17 protein-coding genes are annotated in these 24,819 nt (G+C 61.3%); 12 read left to right on the forward strand and 5 right to left on the reverse strand.

Annotation, left to right across the window (positions count from 1 at the left end; all coding sequences use genetic code 11):
* Positions 1-11: 11 nt before the first annotated feature.
* The 4 genes from hslV to HV782_RS03040 all read right to left on the reverse strand — a co-directional run bounded on the left by hslV (position 12) and on the right by HV782_RS03040 (position 5,683).
* Positions 12-548: an ATP-dependent protease subunit HslV gene (gene hslV, locus HV782_RS03025; RefSeq protein ID WP_003220875.1), complete on the reverse strand. Its 537-nt coding sequence runs from the start codon at positions 546-548 to the stop codon at positions 12-14.
* Positions 549-795: 247 nt separating this feature from the next.
* Positions 796-1,512, reverse strand: coding sequence for an SPOR domain-containing protein (locus HV782_RS03030; RefSeq protein WP_123470742.1), 717 nt, complete (start codon positions 1,510-1,512; stop codon positions 796-798).
* 1 nt (position 1,513) lies between these two features.
* Entirely contained in the window at positions 1,514-3,250 is a 1,737-nt protein-coding gene (gene argS / locus HV782_RS03035; RefSeq protein ID WP_186746230.1) for an arginine--tRNA ligase, read from the reverse strand.
* A gap of 213 nt (positions 3,251-3,463) precedes the next feature.
* A complete protein-coding gene (locus tag HV782_RS03040) occupies positions 3,464-5,683 on the reverse strand; it encodes a primosomal protein N' (protein ID WP_186746228.1) in 2,220 nt (739 codons plus the stop codon).
* A 288-nt stretch (positions 5,684-5,971) separates the two neighbouring features.
* On the opposite strand from HV782_RS03040, the gene rpmE reads away from it, so the two are divergent.
* The 3 genes from rpmE to HV782_RS03055 all read left to right on the forward strand — a co-directional run bounded on the left by rpmE (position 5,972) and on the right by HV782_RS03055 (position 8,466).
* The gene (rpmE, locus tag HV782_RS03045) at positions 5,972-6,190 is read left to right on the forward strand and encodes a 50S ribosomal protein L31 (protein WP_123470748.1); all 219 of its coding nucleotides are present in this window, start codon (positions 5,972-5,974) and stop codon (positions 6,188-6,190) included.
* A gap of 41 nt (positions 6,191-6,231) precedes the next feature.
* Positions 6,232-7,014: a thermonuclease family protein gene (locus tag HV782_RS03050; protein WP_186746226.1), complete on the forward strand. Its 783-nt coding sequence runs from the start codon at positions 6,232-6,234 to the stop codon at positions 7,012-7,014.
* Positions 7,015-7,197: 183 nt separating this feature from the next.
* Entirely contained in the window at positions 7,198-8,466 is a 1,269-nt protein-coding gene (locus tag HV782_RS03055) for a malic enzyme-like NAD(P)-binding protein (protein ID WP_003220889.1), read from the forward strand.
* A 593-nt stretch (positions 8,467-9,059) separates the two neighbouring features.
* Here the strand turns inward: HV782_RS03055 and HV782_RS03060 are convergent.
* Positions 9,060-11,504 carry a penicillin-binding protein 1A gene (locus tag HV782_RS03060; RefSeq protein ID WP_437180217.1) on the reverse strand — a complete coding sequence of 815 codons (2,445 nt, stop codon included), beginning with the start codon at positions 11,502-11,504 and terminating at the stop codon, positions 9,060-9,062.
* A 219-nt stretch (positions 11,505-11,723) separates the two neighbouring features.
* Between HV782_RS03060 and HV782_RS03065 the strand changes: the two genes are divergently transcribed.
* The 9 genes from HV782_RS03065 (at position 11,724) to gltB (ending at position 24,764) form a co-directional block, all read left to right on the forward strand.
* Positions 11,724-12,788, forward strand: a complete 1,065-nt coding sequence (locus tag HV782_RS03065) for a pilus assembly protein PilM (protein ID WP_123470753.1) — start codon at positions 11,724-11,726, stop codon at positions 12,786-12,788.
* Positions 12,788-13,354 carry a PilN domain-containing protein gene (locus tag HV782_RS03070; protein ID WP_128615714.1) on the forward strand — a complete coding sequence of 189 codons (567 nt, stop codon included), beginning with the start codon at positions 12,788-12,790 and terminating at the stop codon, positions 13,352-13,354. The genes HV782_RS03065 and HV782_RS03070 overlap by 1 nt, the downstream gene beginning before the upstream one ends.
* Positions 13,351-13,974, forward strand: coding sequence for a type 4a pilus biogenesis protein PilO (gene pilO / locus HV782_RS03075; RefSeq protein ID WP_186746221.1), 624 nt, complete (start codon positions 13,351-13,353; stop codon positions 13,972-13,974). Before HV782_RS03070 ends, pilO begins: the two co-directional genes overlap by 4 nt.
* A complete protein-coding gene (locus tag HV782_RS03080; RefSeq protein WP_123470758.1) occupies positions 13,971-14,498 on the forward strand; it encodes a pilus assembly protein PilP in 528 nt (175 codons plus the stop codon). The genes pilO and HV782_RS03080 overlap by 4 nt, the downstream gene beginning before the upstream one ends.
* Before the next feature lie 13 nt (positions 14,499-14,511).
* Complete coding sequence (locus HV782_RS03085) at positions 14,512-16,593, forward strand: type IV pilus secretin PilQ (protein ID WP_186746219.1); 2,082 nt, start codon at positions 14,512-14,514, stop codon at positions 16,591-16,593.
* A 4-nt stretch (positions 16,594-16,597) separates the two neighbouring features.
* Positions 16,598-17,116: a shikimate kinase AroK gene (aroK, locus tag HV782_RS03090; RefSeq protein ID WP_045122260.1), complete on the forward strand. Its 519-nt coding sequence runs from the start codon at positions 16,598-16,600 to the stop codon at positions 17,114-17,116.
* 152 nt (positions 17,117-17,268) lie between these two features.
* A complete protein-coding gene (aroB, locus tag HV782_RS03095) occupies positions 17,269-18,369 on the forward strand; it encodes a 3-dehydroquinate synthase (protein ID WP_123470762.1) in 1,101 nt (366 codons plus the stop codon).
* A 10-nt stretch (positions 18,370-18,379) separates the two neighbouring features.
* Positions 18,380-19,969 (forward strand): AAA family ATPase, encoded by a 1,590-nt coding sequence (locus tag HV782_RS03100; RefSeq protein WP_123470763.1) that lies wholly within the window; start codon positions 18,380-18,382, stop codon positions 19,967-19,969.
* 349 nt (positions 19,970-20,318) lie between these two features.
* Positions 20,319-24,764, forward strand: a complete 4,446-nt coding sequence (gene gltB, locus HV782_RS03105; RefSeq protein ID WP_123470765.1) for a glutamate synthase large subunit — start codon at positions 20,319-20,321, stop codon at positions 24,762-24,764.
* Positions 24,765-24,819 lie beyond the last annotated feature (55 nt).

The raw sequence follows: 24,819 nt of genomic DNA on the forward strand, positions 1-24,819 counted from the left end.
ACAGGGCCGTATCAGGCTTCTTCAGCGAGATCCTGCTCCTCAATGGTCTGAGTGTGGTTGGTGAATACGCAGATGTCGGCAGCGATGCCCAGTGCGGTTTCGACGATTTCACGGGCCGACAGGTCGGTCTTTTTCAACAGCGCGCTGGCTGCAGCCTGGGCGTAACCGCCACCGGAACCCATGGCGATCAGGCCATTCTCGGGTTCGACCACGTCGCCGTTGCCGGTGATGATCAGGGATGCGTCCTTGTTGGCGACCGCGAGCATGGCTTCGAGGCGGCTCAGGGAGCGGTCGGTGCGCCATTCTTTGGCGAGTTCGACGGCGGCGCGGATCAGGTGGCCCTGATGTTTCTCGAGTTGGCCTTCGAAACGTTCGAACAGGGTAAAGGCGTCGGCGGTGGCACCGGCGAAACCGGCGATGACCTGGCCGTGGTACAGGCGACGCACCTTTTTGGCGTTGCCTTTCATCACGGTATTGCCGAGAGAAACCTGGCCGTCGCCGCCCATGACGACTTTGCCGTGGCGGCGGACTGAAACGATGGTGGTCAAGGGAAGAGTCTCCACGCAGCGGGGCGAAAATGCCTTATGCCCATTCATATGGGGGTGCTGGAGAGGATTTCAACCGGGGAGGGTGCGGAGGGACGAACGGCGCCGGGCAGATCAGAATTTTGTGGTGCTGGTTATGACGCCTTCGCGAGCAAGCTCGCTCCCACAGGGACAGCGCATAGCCTGTGGGAGCGAGCCTGCTCCGGGCGGCGTTCCGACGAAGAACGATGACACGGTGACTCTGACGAAATCAGCGGCTCTGGCGTTGTTGTAACAACAGGTTGCTGAAGCCGGCGCCGGCCAGTTGTTTCTGGGCCGTGGTCAGTTGTTCGCGGTTGCTGAACGGGCCGACCAATACGCGGTACCAGGTCTCATCCTTCACGGTGCCGGACTCAACCGCCACGGCCTGGCCGAGCAGAATGATCTGTGCACGGACCTTGTCGGCATCCGCCTCTTTGCGGAACGAACCCGCCTGGAGGAAGAATTTGGTCACGGGCGCCGCTTTGCTCACGGGTGGCGCTGGCGGCGGGGTGATCCCGGCCAGTGCTGCCTGCGCGCGCGCGGTGTCGATCTTCGCCGCTTCCGCAGGGGTGACCGGCGTCGTCGGGATCGCCGGCACTTGCGGCGTCGGCAGGGTTTTCTCCGGCACGGCGTCCGGCGGCACGATCACTTCCGATTCCGGCAGCAAGGTGTAGAAGTCGTACTTCGGCTTCACCGGTTGCGTCGGGCTCGGCGGGGTCTTGTTGGCCTCGGCGATCTTCGACGCTTTCTGCTGCTGCGCCTGTTCGACCTTCTCGCGCTTGACCGTGTCGCTGCCCTTGCCCGGTTCCAGTTTCATCAGGAACACGATGAACGCGCCGACCGTCAGGCCGATGGCCATCCACAGCCAACCCGGAATCGGTTGCTTCGCAGGAGCTTGGTAACGGCTGGCGCCACGCTTGGGTGCAGGTTTTTTCTTGGCAGCCAACTTACATACGCTCCAGAGTTTCCAGGCCCAACAGTTCCAGGCCTTGCTTGAGAGTACGACCGGTCAGCGCGGCCAGACGCAGACGGCTCTGCATCTGGGCCGGCGTTTCGGCGGCGAGGATCGGGCAGTTCTCGTAGAAGCTGGAGAACAGACCGGCAACGTCGTACAGATAGGTGCAGAGAATGTGCGGCGTGCCTTTGTCGGACACGTTGTTCAGCACTTCGCCGAACTGCGCCAGTTTCGCCGCCAGCTCTTGCTCGTGTGCGGCTTCCAGCACGATCTGGCCATCGACTTCGCTGAAGTCCTTGCCCAGTTTGCGGAACACCCCGGCCACACGGGTATAGGCGTACAACAGGTACGGCGCGGTATTGCCTTCGAAGTTGAGCATCAGGTCGAAGTTGAAGCTGTAGTCGCTGGTGCGGTGTTTCGACAGGTCGGCGTATTTCACCGCACCGATGCCGACCACCTTGGCGATGTTGCGCAGTTCGTCTTCGGCCAGTTCCGGGTTCTTTTCTTTCACCAGGTTGTAGGCACGTTCCTGCGCTTCGGTCAGCAGGTCGATCAGCTTCACGGTGCCGCCGTCACGGGTCTTGAACGGACGGCCATCGGCGCCGTTCATTGTGCCGAAGCCCATGTGCTCCATCTCCATCGGATGGGTGACAAAACCGGCCTTGCGCGCTACAGCGAACACTTGCTGGAAGTGCAGGGCCTGACGCTGATCGACGAAGTACAGCGCGCGGTCGGCCTTGAGCTTGCCGCTGCGGTAGCGCACAGCCGCCAGGTCAGTGGTGGCGTACAGGTAGCCGCCGTCGGCCTTGACGATGATCACCGGCAGCGGGTCGCCGTCGGCGTTCTTGAACTCGTCGAGGAACACGCACTGGGCGCCGTTGCTCTCGACCAGCATGCCGGCGGCTTTCAGGTCGTTGACCACATTGATCAAGTCGTCGTTGTAGGCGCTTTCGCCCATCACGTCGGCCATGGTCAGTTTGACGTTGAGCAGTTCGTAGATCTTCTGGCAGTGCGACAGCGAGATGTCCTTGAACTTGGTCCACAGTGCCAGGCACTCGGTGTCGCCGGCCTGCAGCTTGACCACCAGGCCACGGGCGCGGTCGGCGAACTCTTCGGACTCGTCGAAACGCTGCTTGGCGGCGCGGTAGAAGTTTTCCAGATCAGACAGCTCGTCGCTGGTGATCGGGTTTTCCTGCAGATAAGCCATCAACATGCCGAACTGGGTGCCCCAGTCGCCGACGTGGTTCTGGCGGATCACTTCGTCGCCGAGGAATTCCAGCACGCGGGCCACGCCGTCGCCGATGATGGTCGAGCGCAAGTGGCCGACGTGCATCTCTTTGGCCAGGTTCGGCGCCGACAGGTCAACCACGGTGCGCTGCGCCGGGCCGGCCTTGCGCACGCCTACGTGAGCGTCGGCCAGGGCGGCATCGAGACGATTGGCCAGGGCCTGGGTGTTCTGGAAGAAATTGATGAAGCCCGGACCGGCGATTTCGGCCTTGGTGACGTTTTCGTCGGCCGGCAGCGCGGCGATGATTTTTTCCGCCAGATCGCGCGGCTTCATGCCCGCAGGCTTGGCCAGCATCATGGCGATGTTGCTGGCGAAGTCACCGTGGGTCTTGTCGCGGGCGTTCTCCACCTGAATCGCCGGCGACAGGCCTTCAGGCAACACACCTTCGTTGACGAGTTGGGTGAGGGCTTGTTGGATCAGCTGGCGAATGGTGTCTTTCATGGTCTTCTCTTTCGACCGCAAGCGCGGCGGCGCATCAATGCGCGGGTGGAAAAACTGGGCATTATCCGTTGCGAAGACGGGCTTGCCAACCTTAGCAGGCCGCTTATGGATATGTGGTGACATCAAAGGCAAAAGATCGCAGCCTGCGGCAGCGCCTGCAGGTAATTGCCTATTCCTCTGCAGGTGCTGCCGCAGGCTGCGATCTATTGAGCTTCAGTACAAATCGACCGGATCAACATCCAGCGACCAGCGCACCGCCCGCCCGCTCGGCATCTGCTCCAGCACCAGCAACCAACTGGCGAGCAACCGATGCAGAGGCGCTCGTGCTGTCGCCTGCAACAACAACTGCGCGCGATAGCGCCCGGCCCGCCGTTCCATCGGCGCCGGCACCGGCCCGAGCAACTCAATCCCGCTCAGATGCTGCTCGGCCAGCAAGCGTTCGGCCTCGCTGCACGCTTCATCGAGAAAGCCTTCAGCCTGCCCCGGCTTGTGCGCTTCGGCACGCAACAGCGCCAGATGCGCAAACGGCGGCAGCCCCGCAGCGCGGCGCTCACTCAGGGCCTGCTCGGCAAAGGCGAAGTAACCCTGCTCGGTCAACTGCACTAATAAAGGATGGTCGGCCAGGTGTGTCTGGATGATCACCTTGCCCGGCTCTTCTGCCCGCCCGGCGCGCCCGGCCACCTGCACGATCAACTGCGCCATACGCTCACTGGCGCGGAAGTCGCCGGAGAACAGGCCGCCATCGGCATCGAGGATCGACACCAGCGTGACGCGCGGAAAATGGTGCCCCTTGGCCAGCATCTGCGTGCCGACCAGAATGCACGGCTGACCCTTCTGGATCGTCGCGAACAACTGATTCATCGCGTCCTTGCGCGAGGTGCTGTCGCGATCGACCCGCAGCACCGGGTAATCGGGAAACAGAATCGCCAGCCGCTCTTCGGCCCGCTCGGTGCCGGCGCCCACCGGACGCAGATCGACTTTGTTGCATTTCGGGCACTGGCGCGGCGTGCGTTCGACATAACCGCAGTGATGGCAGCGCAGTTCGCCGTAGCGTTGGTGCACGGTCATCCGCGCGTCACAGCGCGAACACTCGGACATCCAGCCGCAATCGTGGCACAGCAACGTCGGGGCGAAACCGCGACGGTTGAGGAACACCAGCACTTGCTGGCCATTGGCGAGGGTCTGGCCGATGGCTTGCTGCATCGGTCCGGAAATGCCGCTGTCCAGTGGACGGCTTTTTACATCCAGCCGCAAGAAACGGGGTTGCTTGGCACCGCCGGCACGTTCATTCAGGCGTAGGAGCCCATACCGTCCGGTGTAGGCGTTGTGCAGGCTTTCCAGCGAAGGCGTGGCGGAGCCGAGGACGATCGGGATGTTTTCCTGCCGTGCGCGTACCAGCGCCAGATCGCGGGCGTGGTAGCGCAAACCTTCCTGCTGCTTATAAGAGCCATCGTGCTCTTCGTCGATGATGATCAGCCCCGGGTTCTTCATCGGGGTGAACAGCGCCGAGCGGGTGCCGATAATAATGTCGGCCTCGCCATCACGGGCCGCGAGCCAGGCGTCAAGGCGTTCGCGGTCGTTGACGGCCGAATGCAGCAAGGCGATGCGCGCATTGAAACGCTGTTCGAAGCGCGCCAGGGTTTGCGGGCCGAGGTTGATCTCCGGGATCAGCACCAGCGCCTGTTTGCCGGCTTCGAGGGTTTCGCGGATCAGCTGTAAATAGACTTCAGTCTTGCCGCTGCCCGTGACCCCGGCCAGCAGAAAAGCGTGATAGCTGTCGAACCCGGCCCGGATCGCTTCGTAAGCGGCGCGTTGTTCGGTGTTGAGTGGCAACTCCGGCTGGGCCAGCCAGTGCTCATGACGAGCGCCGGGGGCGTGGCGCCGGATCTCCACTTGTACCAGGTTCTTCGCCAGCAGCAGGTCGAGGCTGTCTTTGCTCAGCATCAGTTTGCTCAGCAACTGATGGGCCACACCGTGCGGATGCTGCGCCAGTGTCGCCAGTGCTTCACGCTGGCGCGGGGCGCGGGCGATGCGCGAATCATCGAGGCTGGCGCCAGGTACGACCGACCAGAAGCGCTCCTGACGGGCCTCGGCCAGTTCGCCCTGGCGCAGTAATACCGGCAGGGCCCAGCTCAAGGTGTCGCCGAGGCTGTGCTGGTAATACTGCGACGTCCACAGGCACAGCTTGAACAGTGCTGGCGGCAACGGCGGCTCGGCATCAAGCAGGGCCAGCGCCGGTTTGAGTTTTTCCACCGGCACTTCGCTGGTGTCGGTGACCTCGACCAGAATCCCTATCATCTCGCGCCGACCGAACGGCACCCGCAGGCGCATGCCCGGTTGCAACTGGGCGCGCAGCACGCCGGCCGGCGCCCGATAGTCGAACAGGCGGCGCAAGGGCGAAGGCAGGGCGAGGCGCAGAATGGCGTCGGGCACGCGGGGGGATCTCTATAAGCGCAAAATAAGGTAGTGAGCGCAGATCAATTGTGGGAGCGAGCTTGCTCGCGAATGCGGTGTGCCAGTTGATGACTCAGTGCCTGACACACCGCATTCGCGAGCAAGCTCGCTCCCACAGTGGAGTACGTTCAAGGCCGGGAGCCTAGCAGACGGTCGGTCTCAGGGACAGCTTGCGCGATTGACATTGTCTGGTAGAATCCGCGGCCTAATTACGTGCGGTATTCAACAATCGTGTTGGGTGGCGGCACGCTAGCTGAGGAAGACATCATGAAAGCTGATATCCACCCGAATTACCCAGAAATCGCTGTTACCTGCTCGTGCGGTAACAAGTTCGAAACTCGTTCGACCTTCGGCAAAGCCCTGGCGATCGACGTTTGCAACGAATGCCACCCGTTCTACACCGGTAAGCAGAAGACTCTGGACACCGGTGGTCGCGTTCAGAAGTTCGCCGACCGTTTCGGTGCTTTCGGCGCGAAAAAGGCCTAAGGCCCTTCATTCTGGAAAACCTCAGCGGCTTTTCCGGTCTGATGAAAAAGGCGTCCCTTGCGGGCGCCTTTTTTGTGTCCGCGATTTGGCTTTCCGGGGCTCAGGCCTTCTGCCCGGCGCCTGTGGGGGTGCCGAGCGTCGCCGTACAGCGCGTCGTTGATGGTGACACGGTGCGCCTGAGCGATGGCCGCAGTGTGCGCATGATCGGCCTCAACACGCCGGAATTGGGCAAGCAGGGTCGCAGCGATGAACCTTTTGCCGTGGCGGCACGCCAGCGTCTGCAAGCGTTGATTGATGACAGTGGCGGACAAGTCGTTGTGCTCCCCGGCAAGCAAGCAAAAGACCATTACGGGCGTACGCTCGCCCACCTCTATAACGTCAGCGGCGCCAACCTTGAGGCACAAATGCTGGCTGACGGTCTTGGCTTCCAGGTCGCGGTAGCACCGAATGTCGATCTTGTTGCCTGTCAGCAGGCTGCCGAACGCAGTGCGCGACAGGCTGGCCGAGGCCTTTGGCGACAGTCACCTGTACTGAAAGCGGAGCAGATCCAGCGCTCGGGTTTCGCCGTGCTCAGCGGTCGTGTGAGCAAGGTGCAGCGCAATCGGGGCGGAATCTGGATCGAGTTGCAGGGCGCCGTTGTATTGCGTGTTGCACCCAATCTCGTCGGACAATTCGACATGGCGCGCTTGCAAGCGCTGCAGGGCAGGCAGATCGAGGCCCGGGGCTGGGTGGTCGACCGTTCGCGGCGCGGTGGATTGCAGGCGGGCCAGCCGCGCTGGCTGCTTCCGTTGACCGATCCGGCCATGATGCGCAGTTCTCGCTGAAGAAAAGTTGTAGACATTTTTTCTGTCGATTGTGAACAGTCCAGCCCTTGTGCGCCGTGGCTCTTGGCCCAAAGTCGTAGGACAGGGCGCTTGACAGGGGTGACTGCTCAGTCTTGTGGGGACTTTGCGAGGCGCGTATCCTCGCTGACCAGTCTGTCCAACAGTAAAAAGCGGAATGCCAAAATGTCTGATCTGAAAACTGCCGCTCTCGAATATCATGCCAATCCTCGTCCAGGGAAGCTGAGTGTCGAGCTCACCAAGGCCACTGCTACCGCCCGCGACCTGTCGCTGGCCTACAGCCCCGGCGTAGCTGAACCAGTGCGTGAGATCGCTCGCGATCCTGAACTGGCCTACAAATACACCGGCAAGGGCAACCTGGTTGCAGTCATTTCCGATGGCACCGCGATTCTGGGTCTGGGTAACCTCGGCCCGCTGGCTTCCAAGCCGGTAATGGAAGGTAAAGGCGTACTGTTCAAGCGCTTCGCCGGTATCGACGTGTTCGATATCGAAGTCGACTCCGAAAGCCCGCAAGCCTTCATCGACACCGTTAAACGCATCTCCATCACCTTCGGTGGCATCAACCTGGAAGACATCAAGGCACCTGAGTGCTTCGAGATCGAACGTGCTCTGATCGAGCAGTGCGACATTCCGGTATTCCACGATGACCAGCACGGCACCGCGATCGTGACCGCTGCGGGCATGATCAACGCCCTGGAAATCGCCGGCAAAACCCTGCCGGAAGCCAAGATCGTCTGCCTCGGCGCTGGCGCTGCGGCCATCTCCTGCATGAAGTTGCTGGTGAGCATGGGCGCAAAAATCGAAAACATCTTCATGGTTGACCGTACCGGCGTGATCCACTCCGGCCGTGACGACCTGAACCAGTACAAAGCGGTATTCGCTCACGCCACCGACAAGCGCAGCCTGGCTGATGCTCTGAAAGGCGCTGACGTGTTCGTCGGTCTGTCCGGCCCGAACCTGCTGAGCGCTGAAGGCCTGCTGTCGATGGCGGCCAACCCGATCGTCTTCGCCTGCTCGAACCCGGATCCGGAAATCTCTCCGGAACTGGCACACGCTACCCGCAGCGATGTGATCATGGCCACCGGTCGTTCCGACTACCCGAACCAGGTCAACAACGTACTGGGCTTCCCGTTCATATTCCGTGGTGCCCTGGACGTTCGCGCCAAGCGCATCAACGAAGAAATGAAAGTGGCCGCGGCCAACGCCCTGCGTGAACTGGCCAAACTGCCAGTGCCGCAAGACGTGTGCGATGCCTACGGTGGTGCCCCGCTGGAATTCGGTCGTGAGTACATCATTCCGAAGCCAATGGACAAGCGCCTGATCACCCTGATCTCCGACGCTGTGGCCAAAGCCGCGATCGAGACCGGTGTGGCCACCCTGCCGTATCCGAAGAACTACCCGCTGAAAAGCGTGGATGACGTGTTCAACGGCTAAGTCGTTGTAACGCTTCAAACAAAAGCCCCGGCTTGTGAGAGTCGGGGCTTTTTTATGCGTGAAGATCAAGAGCCCCTCACCCTAGCCCTCTCCCAGAGGGAGAGGGGACTGATTGGGGGGATGCTCCAGAGTTGCGCCGACCTGAAAGTGCTGTGCTGAATCCATAGTCGACACCACACTTTCAGGTCAGTGTATGACCCCAGGCAACTCGGTCAGTCCCCTCTCCCTCCGGGAGGGAGAGGGGACTGATTGGGGGATGCTCCAGAGTTGCGCCGACCTGAAAGTGCTGTGCCGAATCCATAGTCGACACCACACTTTCAGGTCGGTGCATGACCCCAGACAACTCGGTCAGTCCCCTCTTCCTCCGGGAGGGAGAGGGGACTGATTGGGGGGGGGCTCGGGAGTTGCGCCGACCTGAAAGCGCTGTGCTGAATCCATAATCGGCACCACACTTTCAGGTCGGTGTATGACCCCAGACAACTCGGTCAGTCCCCTCTCCCTCCGGGAGAGGGCTAGGGTGAGGGGCTCTTGATCTTCAGGTAATAAAAAGCCCCGCGCTTCTCACGAAGGCGGGGCTTTTCAGTGACGGTGGATCAGAACAAATCGATCGGCGCCTGTTCATCCGCCGGCAGCGGGCTGCCCGGTACGGTGCCGTTGCCCAGTTCATTCACCGAGGGCGGCGTGTCTTCCGACTTGAACAGCTCGAAGTAAGCGCCCGGCGTGCTCGGTGTCGCCGCACGACCGCTGACCGGATCCACCCGCAGGCTGAGGATGCCTTCCGGCTCAGGCTGCACGTGTGGCGGCTTGTCCTTGAGCGCAGCCGACATGTAGTTCATCCAGATCGGCAGCGCCACGGTGCCGCCGAACTCGCGGCGACCGAGGCTTTCCGGCTGGTCGAAACCGGTCCACACCGTGGTCACGTAATCGGCGTTGTAACCGGAGAACCAGGCATCTTTCGATTCGTTGGTGGTACCGGTTTTACCGGCGATATCGCTGCGACCCATGGCCAGCGCGCGGCGACCGGTGCCGAGCTTGATCACGTCCTGCAGCATGCTGTTGAGAATGTACGTGGTGCGACCATCGACGATCCGCTCAGCCACTGCCGGCGCTTGTGGTGCTGCGGCCGCGCCCGGGACTTCACCCGGCGCCGGTGCCGCATTGACGGTGATCGGCTGAGACGCCGGCGCGGCAAAGCCATCTGTGGCCGACACACCCTGCGGCACGGTCGGCGGATTGGCGGCGAACAGCGTGTCGCCGTTGCGGCTTTCAATCTTGTCGATGATGTACGGGGTGATCTTGAAGCCGCCGTTGGCGAAAGTGCTCCAGCCGGTCGCGATTTCCATCGGCGTCAGCGTCGCCGTACCCAGCGCCAGCGAGAGGTTCGGCGGCAGGTCCTGCTTGTTGAAGCCGAAGCGGGTGATGTAGTCGATGGTCTTGCCCACGCCCATCGCCTGCAGCAGGCGGATCGACACCAGGTTACGTGACTTGTACAGCGCTTCGCGCAGGCGGATCGGGCCGAGGAAGGTGTTGGTGTCGTTCTTTGGCCGCCAGACCTTGTCCAGGTACTCGTCGACGAACACGATCGGGGCGTCGTTGACCAGCGTGGCAGCGGTGTAGCCACTGTCCAGCGCGGCACTGTAGACGAACGGCTTGAAGCTCGAACCCGGCTGACGCTTGGCCTGCAGGGCGCGGTTGTAGTTGCTCTGTTCGAATGCAAAGCCGCCGACCAGCGAGCGGATCGCGCCGTTCTGCGGGTCCAGCGACACCAGGGCGCCTTGCGCCTGCGGGATCTGACTGAACTTCAGCGAATTGTCCTTCTGGCGTTGTACGCGAACCAGATCACCGACCTGCGCCACATCCGACGGCTGGCGCGGTGCGGCGCCCATGCTGTTGGTATTGAGGAACGGCCGCGCCCACTTCATGGTGTCCCAGGCGACGTGTTCTTCGCCGGTACGGGTCAGCACTTGCAGGCCATTTTTCTCGACCTGGGTGACGATGGCCGGTTCGAGGCTGCTGATGGTGCGCTGCTTGGTCAGCTCGCTGGCCCAGGCTTCGCGGGTCTTGCCCGGCAGACGCGATTCGGGGCCACGGTAGCCGTGACGCTGGTCGTAGGTCATCAAACCCTCGTGCAGCGCGGTGTTGGCCATTTCCTGCAGATTGCTTGGCACCGTGGTGGTGACGCGGAAACCTTCGGTGTAAGCGTCGCTGCCATAACGGCCGACCATTTCGGCGCGGGCCATTTCGGCGATGTACGGCGCGTTCACTTCCGGGGTCGGCACGTGATAGCTGGCGTTCAGCGGTTCGTTGATCGCGGCGGTGTAGTCAGCCTCGGAAATCTTGCCGAGCTTGTACATGCGCCCGAGGATCCAGTCGCGACGTTCCTTGCTGCGCGCCGGGTTGGCCAGCGGGTTGAAGCGTGACGGGGCTTTCGGCAGCCCGGCGATCATCGCCATCTGCGCCAGGCTGACGTCGCGGATCGACTTGCCGTAATACACCTGCGCTGCGGCCTCGATGCCGTAGGCGCGGTTGCCCAGATAGATTTTGTTCACGTACAGCTCAAGGATCTCGTCCTTGGTCAGCTGTCGTTCGATTTGCAGGGCCAGCAGGATTTCGGTGGTTTTGCGCGAGAAGCTGCGTTCGCTGGTCAGGAAGAAGTTCTTTGCCACCTGCATGGTGATGGTGCTGCCGCCGGACTGAATGTGTCCGCTTTTGACCAGTTGGGTCGCGGCGCGCATCAGGCTGCTCGGATCGACGCCATAGTGGTTGGCGAAATTGTCGTCTTCAGCACTTAGTAACGCATTAATGAAATTGGGGGGAATGTCGGCGAAACGGATCGGAGTCCGGCGCATTTCGCCAAATTCTGCGATCAACTTGTTGTCGCTGCTGTAAACCCGCAGTGGAATCTGCAACTGAATGCTTCTCAGCGCCTCCACAGACGGCAAACCCGGACTAAGGTAAAGAAACGCGCCGCTGAGACCTAAAAGCAGTCCGCAGAAAACGGCGACGATGGACCAACCGAAAAATTTCAGCAGACGAATCAAGGCGTTTGGACATCCAGGGCAAAGAATGAATTTGGCGACGGGGTTCCGGCTACACACGGAACGGACCGCGCTGGCAGTAAAAAGCAGAAAAAAACGCTGGGCATTATAAGCACTTTTCTGCTGGGGGCGTCATTTGCGCTTCTGTCAAGACGGGGTGAAGGAACGCAAAGCGTATTACAGAGTCCGTAACTCACGGAAAGTCATAGGGAATTGGTAGTGCTGGGACTCTTCAATAAAAAGGCCAATACGTTACTGGGGATCGACATCAGCTCCACTTCGGTGAAGTTGCTGGAACTGAGCCGTCAGGGTGATCGCTACCGGGTCGAAGCGTACGCGGTGGAGCCGTTGCCAGCGAATGCCGTGGTCGAGAAAAACATCGCCGAACTCGAAGGCGTCGGGCACGCCCTGAGCCGGGTGCTGGTCAAGGCGCGCACCGGGCTCAAGAGCGTGGCCGTGGCCGTGGCCGGTTCAGCGGTGATCACCAAGATCATCGAAATGGATGCCGGACTGTCCGACGACGAACTGGAAAACCAGCTCAAGATCGAGGCCGATCAATACATTCCCTACCCGCTGGACGAAGTGGCCATCGACTTCGAAGTCCAGGGCGTGTCCCCGCGCAATCCCGAGCGCGTCAGCGTGCTGCTCGCCGCCTGTCGCAAGGAAAACGTCGAAGTTCGCGAGGCGGCACTGGCCCTCGCCGGGCTGACGGCGCGCGTGGTGGATGTCGAGGCCTACGCGCTGGAGCGCTCGTTCGGCCTGCTTGCCACGCAACTGGCGGTGTCCCAGGAGCGTCTGACCGTGGCGGTGGTCGACATCGGCGCGACCATGACCACCCTCAGCGTCCTGCACAACGGCAAGATCATTTACACCCGCGAGCAATTGTTCGGCGGCCGGCAACTGACCGAGGAAATCCAGCGGCGTTACGGGCTGACGGTCGAACAGGCCGGGTTGGCGAAAAAGCAGGGCGGACTGCCCGACGATTATGTCAGCGAGGTCTTGCAGCCGTTTCGCGAGGCACTGGTACAGCAGGTGTCGCGCTCGTTGCAGTTCTTTTTCGCTTCCGGCCAGTACAACGCGGTCGATCACATTTTATTGGCCGGCGGCACGGCGTCGGTGCCGGGCCTGGATCGTTTGATCGAGCAGCGCCTGAACACCCCGACCCAGGTCGCCAACCCGTTTTTCGACATGGCCCTGAGCAGCAAGGTCAACGCCGGGGCCCTGGCCAGTGATGCGCCGGCTCTGATGATTGCCTGCGGGCTCGCGCTGCGGAGTTTCGACTGATGGCGCGGATCAACCTTCTACCCTGGCGCGAGGAGCGCCGCGAAGAGCGGCGCAAACGCTTCCTGCTGGCACTGACCGGCGTGGTGGTCGGCTCGATCGGTGCCGTGTTTATCGCCGATCAGATCATCAGTGCGGCAATCGACCGGCAAATCACGCGCAACGACTACATCGGCAAACAGATCGCCGTCGTCGACGAACGGATCAAACAGATCAGTGAACTCAAGGCCCATCGCCAGCAACTGGTCGAGCGCATGCGCATCATCCAGGATCTGCAGGGCAACCGGCAGGTCAGCGGGCGGATCTTCGATCAGCTGGCGCGCACACTGCCCGACGGCGTGTATTTCACCAAGGTGAAAAGGCTCGGCAAGACCCTCTCCATCAGCGGCGCGGCAGAGTCGAACAACCGGGTGTCCGAGCTGATGCGCAATCTGGATGCGTCCGACTGGTTCGACGCACCGAGCCTGAATGAAGTCAAAGCCACCTCTGCCGATCAGGTGGAACAGTCCAATACCTTTGAACTGACTGTTCGTCAGACCCAGCCGAAAAATCTGGAGGACGACCAATGAAGCCGTCCGAATGGCTGGACAACCTGCGCAATATCGACTTCAACGACTTGGACACGAGCAACATCGGTTCCTGGCCAGGGGCCGTGAAAGCCATCACCGGGGTGCTGTTGATGGTGCTGGTGCTGGCGCTTGGTTATAACTTTTTCATCAGCGACATGGAGAGCCAACTCGAAGCCAGGCGCGAGGAGGAGACCACGCTCAAAGACCAGTTCGCCAGCAAGGCGCACCTGTCGGCAAACCTGGAGTTGTACACCCAGCAAATGAAGGAGATGGAGAACTCCTTCGGCGTGCTGTTGCGGCAATTGCCCAGTGACACTGAAGTCCCCGGTTTGCTGGAGGACATCACCCGTACCGGGCTGGGCAGCGGGCTGGAATTCGAAGAGATCAAACTGCTGCCGGAGGTGACGCAACCGTTCTACATCGAGTTGCCGATCCAGATCACCGTGACGGGCGCCTATCACGACCTGGCGACCTTCGTCAGCGGCGTGGCCGGCCTGCCGCGGATTGTCACCTTGCATGATTTCGAACTGGCGCCGGCCAGCCCCGAAGGCGGGCCGAAACTGCGCATGAGCATCCTCGCCAAGACCTACCGCTATAACGACAAGGGGCTGCAGAAATGACCCCGATTCGTAATCTGGTCTTGCCGGTGGCGCTGCTGGCCTTGAGCGGCTGCGGGGGCAGCAGTGACTTCAGCGACCTCGACGCCTACATGAATGAAGTGCGCCTGCGCCCGCCGGGCAAGATTGAACCAACGCCGACATTCCGGTCTTACCCCACATTCACCTACAGCGCTGCCAATCTGCGCAGTCCGTTTTCCCGTCAGGTGCGGGTCGACCTGGCGGGACAGAAGCAGGGTTCGCGCAACGTCAAACCCGACCCCAATCGGGTCAAGCAATACCTCGAAGGTTTCAACATCGAGCAGTTCGAGATGGTCGGCACCATTGCCAATGCCTCTGGCTCTTTTGCGCTGTTGCGCGGGGCGGGCGGTGTGCATCGGTTGAAGGTCGGCGATTACCTGGGGCGCAACGACGGCCGCATCGTGGCCATCAGCGCGACCCAGGTCGATGTGGTCGAAATCGTTCCCGACGGTCAGGGCGCCTGGCTGGAACGACCACGCACCATTCCTTTGAAAGAGCACTCATAGTGGAAGTCGAACAATGAACAGGATTTTCTCCACCCTCGGTTTTTCGCTATGGATAGCGCTGATGTCGCCGATGGTACTCGCTGCCAACCTGAAGGCGCTCGACGTGGCGGCATTGCCGGGCGACCGCGTCGAACTGAAGTTGTCGTTCGACGGCCCGCCACCGCAGCCCAAGGGCTACACCACCGAGTCGCCGGCGCGCATCGCTGTGGATTTGCCCGGTGTCGCCAGTCAGTTGGCGAGCAAAAATTTCGATCTGGGCAGTGGCAATGCGCGCACTGCCACGGTGGTCGAGGCCAAGGACCGGACGCGGCTGATCGTCAGCCTCACGCAGTTGGCGCCCTATAACACGCGAGTGGAGGGCAATACTCTGTACGTGGTGGTCGGCCAGGGCGCGCCGGTTGCGGCCCCCCGTCCCGCAGCCGCCGTACCCCGTGCGACGACCGTCGCTGCTGCTCCGGCCAAGGCCTTCGTGGCGAAAAGCCGAGCGATTCGCGGTGTCGATTTCCAGCGCGGTACGGCGGGCGAGGGCAATGTGGTCATCGACCTGTCCGACCCGACCATTGCCCCGGATATCCAGGAGCATGACGGCAAGATCATCCTCAGCTTCGCCCGTACTCAGTTGCAGGAGAAACTGCGAGTACGGCTCGACGTCAAGGATTTCGCCACGCCGGTGCAGTTCGTCAATGCCGGGGTGAGCGGTGATCGCACGGTGGTCACCGTCGAACCCGGCGGCACTTACGAGTATTCGACTTTCCAGACCGACAACAAACTGACCGTCAGCGTCCGCCCGATGACGGTCGACGATCTGCAAAAGCGTAATGCCGACCGCAACAGCTACGTCGGCGAAAAGCTCTCGTTGAACTTCCAGGACATCGACGTGCGCTCGGTACTGCAATTGATCGCCGACTTCACCAACCTCAATCTGGTCGCCAGCGACACGGTGCAGGGCGGTATCACCTTGCGCCTGCAGAACGTGCCGTGGGATCAGGCGCTGGATCTGGTGCTGAAAACCAAGGGGCTCGATAAACGCAAGATCGGCAATGTGCTGCTGGTGGCACCCGCTGATGAAATCGCCGCCCGTGAGCGCCAGGAACTGGAGTCGCAGAAGCAGATCGCCGAACTGGCGCCGTTGCGCCGCGAACTGCTGCAAGTGAATTACGCCAAGGCGGCCGACATCGCCAAACTGTTCCAGTCGGTGACCAGCGCCGAAGCGAAAGTCGATGAGCGTGGTTCGATCACGGTCGATGAGCGCACCAACAACATCATTGCCTACCAGACCCAGGATCGCCTCGACGAACTGCGGCGGATCGTGGCGCAGCTGGATATCCCGGTACGCCAGGTGATGATCGAGGCGCGGATCGTCGAGGCCAACGTCGATTACGACAAGAGCCTGGGCGTGCGCTGGGGCGGTTCGATCCAGAACAAGGGCAACTGGAACACGTCCGGGGTCAGTAACGGCAACTCAACCACCATTGGCACGCCGGGCAGCACCAGCACCAACTCGCCGTTCGTCGACATGGGCACGGTCGGCAACACGTCCGGGATCGGCATTGCGTTCATCACCGATAATGTATTGCTCGATCTTGAGCTGACAGCGATGGAAAAAACCGGCAACGGCGAAATTGTCTCCCAGCCGAAGGTGGTCACCTCCGACAAGGAAACCGCGAAGATCCTCAAGGGCACCGAGATTCCGTACCAGGAAGCCAGCTCCAGCGGGGCGACGTCGGTGTCGTTCAAGGAAGCTTCGCTGTCGCTGGAGGTGACGCCGCAGATCACGCCCGACAACCGCATCATCATGGAAGTGAAGGTCACCAAGGACGAACCGGACTACCTGAACAAAGTGCAGGATGTACCGCCGATCAAGAAAAACGAGGTCAACGCCAAAGTACTGGTGAATGACGGCGAAACCATCGTGATTGGGGGCGTTTTCTCAAATACTCAAAGCAAGGTTGTAGATAAGGTGCCATTTCTTGGCGATGTGCCGTATCTTGGCCGCCTTTTCCGGCGTGATGTGGTTTCGGAGAAAAAATCCGAGCTGCTGGTATTTCTCACTCCGCGTATCATGAATAACCAGGCGATTGCTGTGAGTCGTTGATTCTGTGCGAAATTTGATTCTTGTAGGACCGATGGGCGCTGGCAAAAGCACCATCGGCCGGTTGCTGGCCAAAGAGCTGCGCCTGCCGTTCAAAGATTCCGACAAGGAAATTGAACTGCGCACGGGCGCCAATATCCCGTGGATCTTCGACAAGGAAGGCGAGCCCGGCTTTCGTGACCGTGAGCAGGCGATGATCGCCGAGCTGTGCGCGTTCGACGGCGTGGTGCTGGCCACCGGTGGCGGCGCGGTGATGCGTGATGCCAATCGCAAGGCCCTGCATGAGGGTGGGCGAGTGGTGTATCTGCATGCCTCCGTCGAACAGCAAGTGGGCCGCACCTCGCGTGATCGCAATCGGCCGTTGCTGCGCACCGCCGACCCGGCGAAAACCCTGCGTGACCTCCTCGCGATCCGTGATCCGCTTTATCGGGAAATCGCCGATCTGGTGGTGGAAACCGACGAACGGCCACCACGCATGGTGGTGCTCGACATTCTTGATCGCCTCGCGCAGCTTCCACCCCGTTAAAGCATCGCCCGAAATGCGCTATCCTCGGCGTCCTGTCACAGCCCGCCGAGGTTGTGGCGGATGGCGTGCGAGCGGCGTCATACCCGCTACAGGCCGCAGACAACCAATAATTCAGGGCAGGACGCCTGCTTCCATCTTCACTGTGGGGACACATGCAGACACTCAAGGTCGATCTAGGCGAGCGCAGCTACCCGATTCATATTGGCGAAGGTTTGTTGGATCAGCCCGAGCTGCTGGCTCCGCATATCCACGGGCGGCAAGTGGCAATCATCTCCAACGAAACCGTTGCGCCGCTCTATCTCGAACGTCTGACCCGCAGCCTGGCGCAGTTCTCGGTGATCTCGGTGGTGTTGCCCGACGGCGAAGCCTTCAAGAACTGGGAAACTCTGCAACTGATCTTCGACGGTCTGCTGACCGCTCGTCATGACCGCCGCACCACAGTGATTGCCCTCGGCGGCGGTGTTATCGGTGACATGGCTGGTTTCGCTGCGGCCTGTTACCAGCGCGGTGTCGATTTCATCCAGATCCCGACCACTTTGCTGTCCCAGGTCGATTCGTCGGTGGGCGGCAAGACCGGGATCAACCATCCGCTGGGCAAGAACATGGTCGGCGCGTTCTATCAGCCGAACGTGGTGCTGATCGATACCGCCTCCCTGAAAACCCTGCCGGCGCGTGAGCTGTCGGCCGGGCTGGCGGAAGTCATCAAGTACGGCCTGATCTGCGACGAGCCGTTCCTGACCTGGCTCGAAGACAACGTCGACGCCCTCCGCGCGCTGGACCAGAAAGCCCTGACTTATGCGATCGAGCGCTCGTGCGCAGCCAAGGCTGCGGTGGTCGGCGCCGATGAGAAGGAAACCGGCGTGCGCGCCACGCTCAACCTCGGTCATACCTTCGGCCACGCCATCGAGACCCACATGGGCTATGGTGTCTGGTTGCATGGGGAAGCGGTCGCGGCTGGCACCGTGATGGCGCTGGAGATGTCGGCGCGTCTGGGCTGGATCAGCGAACAGGAGCGTGATCGCGGCATTCGTCTGTTCCAGCGGGCCGGCCTGCCGGTGATTCCGCCGGAAGAAATGACCGAAGCCGATTTTCTCGAACACATGGCAATCGACAAAAAAGTGATCGACGGTCGTCTGCGCCTGGTGCTGCTGCGCCGGATGGGCGAAGCGGTAGTGACCGCCGATTATCCGAAAGAGGTTTTACAGGCCACGCTGGGAGCGGACTACCGCGCCCTGGCTCAGCTTAAAGGTTAATAAGATTCCGATGACTAGTTTGCATGCCGACGAGGCGTTTCTCGGCCATTTCCAGTTAAGTCACGACCCGTTCGCGCCACGGGTGCCGGGCTTCAAGTTCTTCCCGGCCCAGCGCAAGCCGGTGCTCGGGCAGCTGCATCATCTGGCCCGTTACAGCCAGTTGCTGCTGGTGGTCACGGGGCCGCAAGGCAGCGGCAAGACATTGCTGCGCCAGGCGCTGGTTGCCAGCACCAACAAGCAATCGGTGCAAAGCGTGGTCGTTTCCGCCCGTGGCGCCGGTGATGCCGCTGGCCTGTTGCGTCAGGTGGCTCAGGCGCTGGACGTGGCACAAGCCGACGTCGGTGCGATTCTGGCGCAAGTGGTTCAGCTCGCACTGACCGGCCAGGAAGTCTACTTGCTGGTGGATGACGCCGAGCAGCTCGACGAATCCGCCCTTGAAGCCCTGATGGCGCTGGGTGCCGGGGCTCCGGAAGGTCGCCCGCACGTGTTCCTGTTCGGCGAGTCGTCGCTGATCGCGCAACTCGAGGCCTTGCAACTCGAAGAAGAGCGTTTCCACGTCATCGAGCTGCAGCCGTACACCGAAGAAGAGACCCGCGAGTATCTCGACCAACGGCTGGAAGGTGCCGGCCGGGGTGTCGAACTTTTCACCGCAGATCAGATCTCTGATATTCACGAAAGTGCCGAGGGTTGGCCGGGCAACATCAACCAGGTCGCTCGCGATGCTCTGATCGAAGTCATGATTGCCAGCCGCTCTGCGGTCAAGCGTCCAAGTATGGGGTTCAACATGCCGAAGAAACACGTATTGGCGATTTCCGCCGTCGTTGTGGTCGCGGTCGCCGCTGCCTGGCTGATGCCGGGTCGCAACAAGGCGCCAACCACCGGCGCTCCTGCCAATGAACAGGCACAGTTGCCATTGGGGCAGGGTGCCAATGGCGGCGCGCCGAACGTCGAGTTCGCCGGCAATACGCAGCCGATGCCGTTGCCGCTGGTCGGCAACTCGCAACCGGTGATGCGTGGTCCGTTGGCTGAAGCCGCGGGTGGCATCACTGAAGGTGACGACGGCGTGCCGGTCGAAGGCTCCAGCGCGACGCCGCCGACCGTCACCACTTCCGCACCGCCTGCGGGCGTTCCGGCAGGTCCTGCGCCAACGCCGGTGCCTGTCCCGGCGGCCAAGCCTGCTCCGGCGCCGACTCAGGTCGCCACCGCGAAGCCTGCTCCGGCAGCGCCAGCGGCGAAACCGGCTCCTGCGCCGGCCAAGCCTGTAGCGGCCGCCAAACCGGCCGAGAAGCCGGTTACCGTGGCCAAAGCAGCCGGTGGCAGTTGGTACGCCGGTCAGCCGACCAGCAACTACGTGGTGCAGATCCTCGGCACCAGCTCTGAAGCGGCCGCGCAAAACTTCGTCAAGGAGCAGGGCGGCGAGTACCGTTATTTCAAGAAAGTTCTCAACGGCAAGCCTCTCTACGTGATCACCTACGGCAACTTCGCCAATCGTGATGCAGCCGTTTCTGCCATCAAGGCCTTGCCAGCGAAGGTTCAGGCTGGTAAACCTTGGCCTCGCACTGTCGCCAGCGTCCAACAGGAACTGGCAACAACTCGCTGAAGATTCGGCGGCCTTACCCAGGCCGCCTCTCCAAGCACCTCAAAATTTCTACGAGTGCGCGCTTCCTTCCAGGTCGCGTGCCTTGTGGTGTCTGCGTCACAGTAGTCTTTGAGTCGTTGCGGTCAAAATTAAAAAAGTTTTGACTAGCACAGCAGATCGCTTTAAACCTTTCACAAATGCGACATGAATTTGCGACATTTCGTCGTCAAATTTGTGAGCCTCTGTGTCGCTGTGTACAATGACCACCCTTTTGCCCCCGCTAAGCCGGCGTACGTTCGGCGCAGGATGCAAGTGGTTGAATTAAAAAGAAATTTGCCTCGAAAAGAGGCAGCCTGGTGAGAAAGTGTCTATGAAAGCAGGTCTGTACCAACCAGATGAATTCAAGGATAACTGCGGTTTCGGCCTGATAGCCCATATGCAGGGCGAACCCAGTCATACCCTTTTGCAAACGGCCATCGAGGCCCTGACCTGCATGACCCACCGCGGTGGGATTAATGCCGACGGCAAGACCGGTGACGGTTGCGGTCTGCTGATTCAAAAACCTGATGCGTTCCTGCGAGCCATTGCCCAGGAAGCCTTCAGTGTCGAGTTGCCCAAGCAATACGCGGTGGGCATGGTTTTCTTCAACCAGGATCCGGTCAAGGCCGAAGCCGCTCGCGAGAACATGAATCGCGAGATCCTCGCTGAAGGCCTGCAACTGATCGGCTGGCGCAAAGTGCCAATCGACACCAGCGTCCTCGGCCGCCTGGCCCTTGAGCGTCTGCCACAGATCGAGCAGGTGTACATCGGCGGCGAAGGCCTGAGCGATCAGGACATGGCGGTCAAGCTGTTCAGTGCCCGTCGTCGTTCGTCGGTGGCCAACGCCGCCGACACCGACCACTACATCTGCAGCTTTTCGCACAAGACCATCATCTATAAAGGCCTGATGATGCCGGCCGACCTGGCCGCGTTTTATCCAGACCTGAGTGACGAGCGCCTGCAAACCGCAATCTGCGTGTTCCACCAGCGCTTCTCCACCAACACCCTGCCGAAATGGCCGCTGGCTCAGCCATTCCGCTTCCTCGCCCACAACGGCGAGATCAACACCATTACCGGTAACCGCAACTGGGCCCAGGCCCGTCGGACCAAGTTCACCAACGATCTGATGGATCTGGAAGAGCTCGGCCCGCTGGTCAACCGTGTCGGTTCCGACTCCTCGAGCATGGACAACATGCTCGAGCTGATGGTCACCGGTGGCATCGACCTGTTCCGTGGCGTGCGGATGATCATTCCGCCGGCGTGGCAGAACGTTGAAACCATGGACCCGGACCTGCGTGCGTTCTACGAGTACAACTCGATGCACATGGAACCGTGGGACGGCCCGGCCGGCGTGGTCATGACCGACGGTCGCTACGCGGTGTGCCTGCTCGACCGTAACGGTCTGCGTCCGGCGCGCTGGGTCACCACCCAGAACGGTTTCATCACCCTCGCCTCGGAAATCGGCGTGTGGGACTACAAACCGGAAGACGTGATTGCCAAAGGTCGTGTCGGCCCTGGCCAGATCTTCGCCGTGGACACCGAAACCGGGCAGATCCTCGACACCGATGCGATCGACAACCGTCTGAAGTCCCGTCATCCGTACAAGCAATGGCTGCGCAAGAATGCACTGCGTATTCAGGCAACCATGGAAGACAACGACCACGGTTCGGCGTTCTACGACGTCGATCAGCTCAAGCAATACATGAAGATGTATCAGGTCACGTTCGAGGAGCGCGATCAGGTCCTGCGTCCGCTCGGCGAACAAGGCTACGAAGCCGTGGGCTCGATGGGCGACGACACACCGATGGCCGTGCTGTCGCAACGTGTGCGCACGCCTTACGACTACTTCCGCCAGCAGTTCGCGCAGGTCACCAACCCGCCGATCGACCCGCTGCGGGAAGCGATTGTGATGTCGCTGGAAATCTGCCTCGGTGCCGAGCGCAACATTTTCCAGGAATCGCCGGAACACGCCTCGCGCGTGATCCTCAGCTCGCCAGTGATCTCGCCGGCCAAGTGGCGCTCGCTGATGAACCTCGACCGTCCGGGTTTCGAGCGGCAGATCATCGACCTCAACTACGAGGAAAGCGTCGGCCTCGAAGCGGCGATCCGCAACGTTGCCGATCAGGCCGAAGAAGCCGTGCGTGCCGGTCGTACCCAGATCGTTCTGAGCGACCGTCATATCGCGCCGGGCAAACTGCCGATCCACGCCTCGCTGGCCACCGGCGCGGTGCACCACCGCCTGACCGAAAAAGGCCTGCGCTGCGATTCCAACATCCTCGTTGAAACCGCCACCGCCCGTGACCCGCATCACTTCGCGGTGCTGATCGGTTTCGGCGCCTCGGCGGTGTATCCGTTCCTCGCCTACGAAGTGCTGGGTGACCTGATCCGTACCGGTGAAGTGCTGGGCGACCTCTACGAGGTGTTCAAGAACTACCGTAAAGGCATCACCAAAGGCCTGCTGAAGATCCTGTCGAAGATGGGCATCTCGACCATCGCTTCGTACCGTGGTGCGCAGCTGTTCGAGGCCATCGGCCTGTCCGAAGAAGTCTGCGAGCTGAGCTTCCGTGGCGTGCCGAGCCGCATCAAGGGTGCGCGTTTCGTCGACATCGAAGCCGAACAGAAAGCACTGGCCACCGAAGCCTGGAGTCCGCGCAAGCCGATCCAGCAGGGCGGTCTGCTGAAGTTCGTTCACGGTGGTGAATATCACGCGTACAACCCGGACGTGGTCAACACCCTGCAAGCCGCTGTGCAGCAGGGCGACTACGCCAAGTTCAAGGAATACACCTCGCTGGTGGACAACCGTCCGGTGTCGATGATCCGTGACCTGTTCAAGGTCAAGACCCTCGACACACCGCTGGACATCAGTGAAATCGAACCGCTGGAATCGGTGCTCAAGCGCTTTGACTCCGCCGGTATCTCGCTGGGCGCCTTGTCGCCGGAAGCTCACGAAGCCCTGGCCGAAGCCATGAACCGCCTCGGTGCGCGTTCCAACTCCGGCGAAGGTGGTGAAGATCCGGCGCGTTACGGCACCATCAAGAGCTCGAAAATCAAGCAGGTCGCGACTGGCCGTTTCGGGGTAACCCCGGAATACCTGGTCAACGCTGAAGTGCTGCAGATCAAGGTCGCCCAAGGCGCCAAGCCGGGCGAGGGCGGGCAACTGCCGGGCGGTAAAGTGAACGGGCTGATCGCCAAGCTGCGTTATGCAGTGCCGGGCGTGACCTTGATTTCGCCACCGCCGCACCACGACATCTACTCGATCGAAGACTTGTCGCAGCTGATTTTTGACCTGAAGCAGGTCAACCCGAAGGCACTGGTTTCGGTGAAATTGGTAGCTGAAGCAGGCGTCGGCACCATCGCCGCCGGTGTGGCCAAGGCCTACGCGGACCTGATCACCATCTCCGGCTACGACGGTGGCACCGGCGCTTCGCCGCTGACCTCGATCAAATACGCTGGTGCTCCGTGGGAACTCGGTCTGGCTGAAACCCACCAGACTCTGCGCGGCAACGACCTGCGCGGCAAAGTCCGGGTGCAGACCGACGGCGGCCTGAAAACCGGCCTCGACGTGATCAAGGCTGCCATCCTCGGCGCCGAAAGCTTCGGCTTCGGTACTGCGCCGATGATCGCCCTGGGCTGCAAATACCTGCGCATCTGCCACCTGAACAACTGCGCCACCGGCGTCGCGACGCAGAACGAGAAGCTGCGCAAGGATCACTACATCGGTACCGTCGACATGGTGGTGAATTTCTTCACCTACGTCGCCGAAGAAACCCGTGAGTGGCTGGCCAAGCTCGGCGTACGCTCCCTCGAAGAACTGATCGGTCGTACCGATCTGCTGGAAATCCTCGAAGGCCAGACCGCCAAGCAACATCACCTGGATCTGACCCCGCTGCTGGGCAGCGATCACATCCCGGCGGACAAACCGCAGTTCTGCGGCGTTGAACGCAACCCGCCGTTCGACCAGGGCCTGCTGGCCGAGAAAATGGTCGAGATGGCCTCGTCGGCAATCAACGACCTCAGTGGTGCCGAGTTCGACCTGGATATCTGCAACTGCGACCGTTCGATCGGCGCACGGATCTCCGGCGAAATCGCCCGCAAGCACGGCAACCAGGGCATGGCGAAAGCGCCAATCACCTTCCGCTTCAAGGGCACTGCCGGGCAGAGCTTCGGCGTGTGGAACGCCGGCGGTCTGAACATGTACCTCGAAGGCGATGCCAACGACTACGTCGGCAAAGGCATGACCGGTGGCAAGCTGACCATCGTGCCGCCGAAGGGCAGCGTTTATAAGACTCAGGAAAGCGCCATCATCGGCAACACCTGCCTGTACGGCGCCACGGGCGGCAAGCTGTTCGCCGCCGGCACCGCAGGCGAGCGTTTCGCCGTGCGTAACTCCGGTGCCCACACGGTTGTGGAAGGCACTGGCGATCACTGCTGCGAGTACATGACCGGTGGTTTTGTCTGCGTTCTGGGCAAGACCGGTTACAACTTCGGCTCTGGCATGACCGGTGGTTTCGCCTACGTGCTCGACCAGGACAACACCTTCGTTGACCGGGTCAACCACGAACTGGTGGAAATCCAGCGGATCAGCGGCGAGGCGATGGAAGCCTATCGCAGCCACCTGCAAAACGTGCTGAACGAGTACGTCACCGAAACCGACAGCGAGTGGGGTCGTGAACTCGCCGAAAACCTCGATGACTACTTGCGCCGTTTCTGGCTGGTCAAACCTAAGGCGGCGAGCTTGAAATCTCTGCTCTCCAGTACTCGTGCGAGTCCGCAATAACGGCGCAGCTGCAAGCCACTGGCTTCAAGCGGCAAGTTGAAGCCAGTGCGCGCTG

This window comes from Pseudomonas monsensis, assembly GCF_014268495.2.
GTDB classification, from domain to species: domain Bacteria; phylum Pseudomonadota; class Gammaproteobacteria; order Pseudomonadales; family Pseudomonadaceae; genus Aquipseudomonas; species Aquipseudomonas monsensis.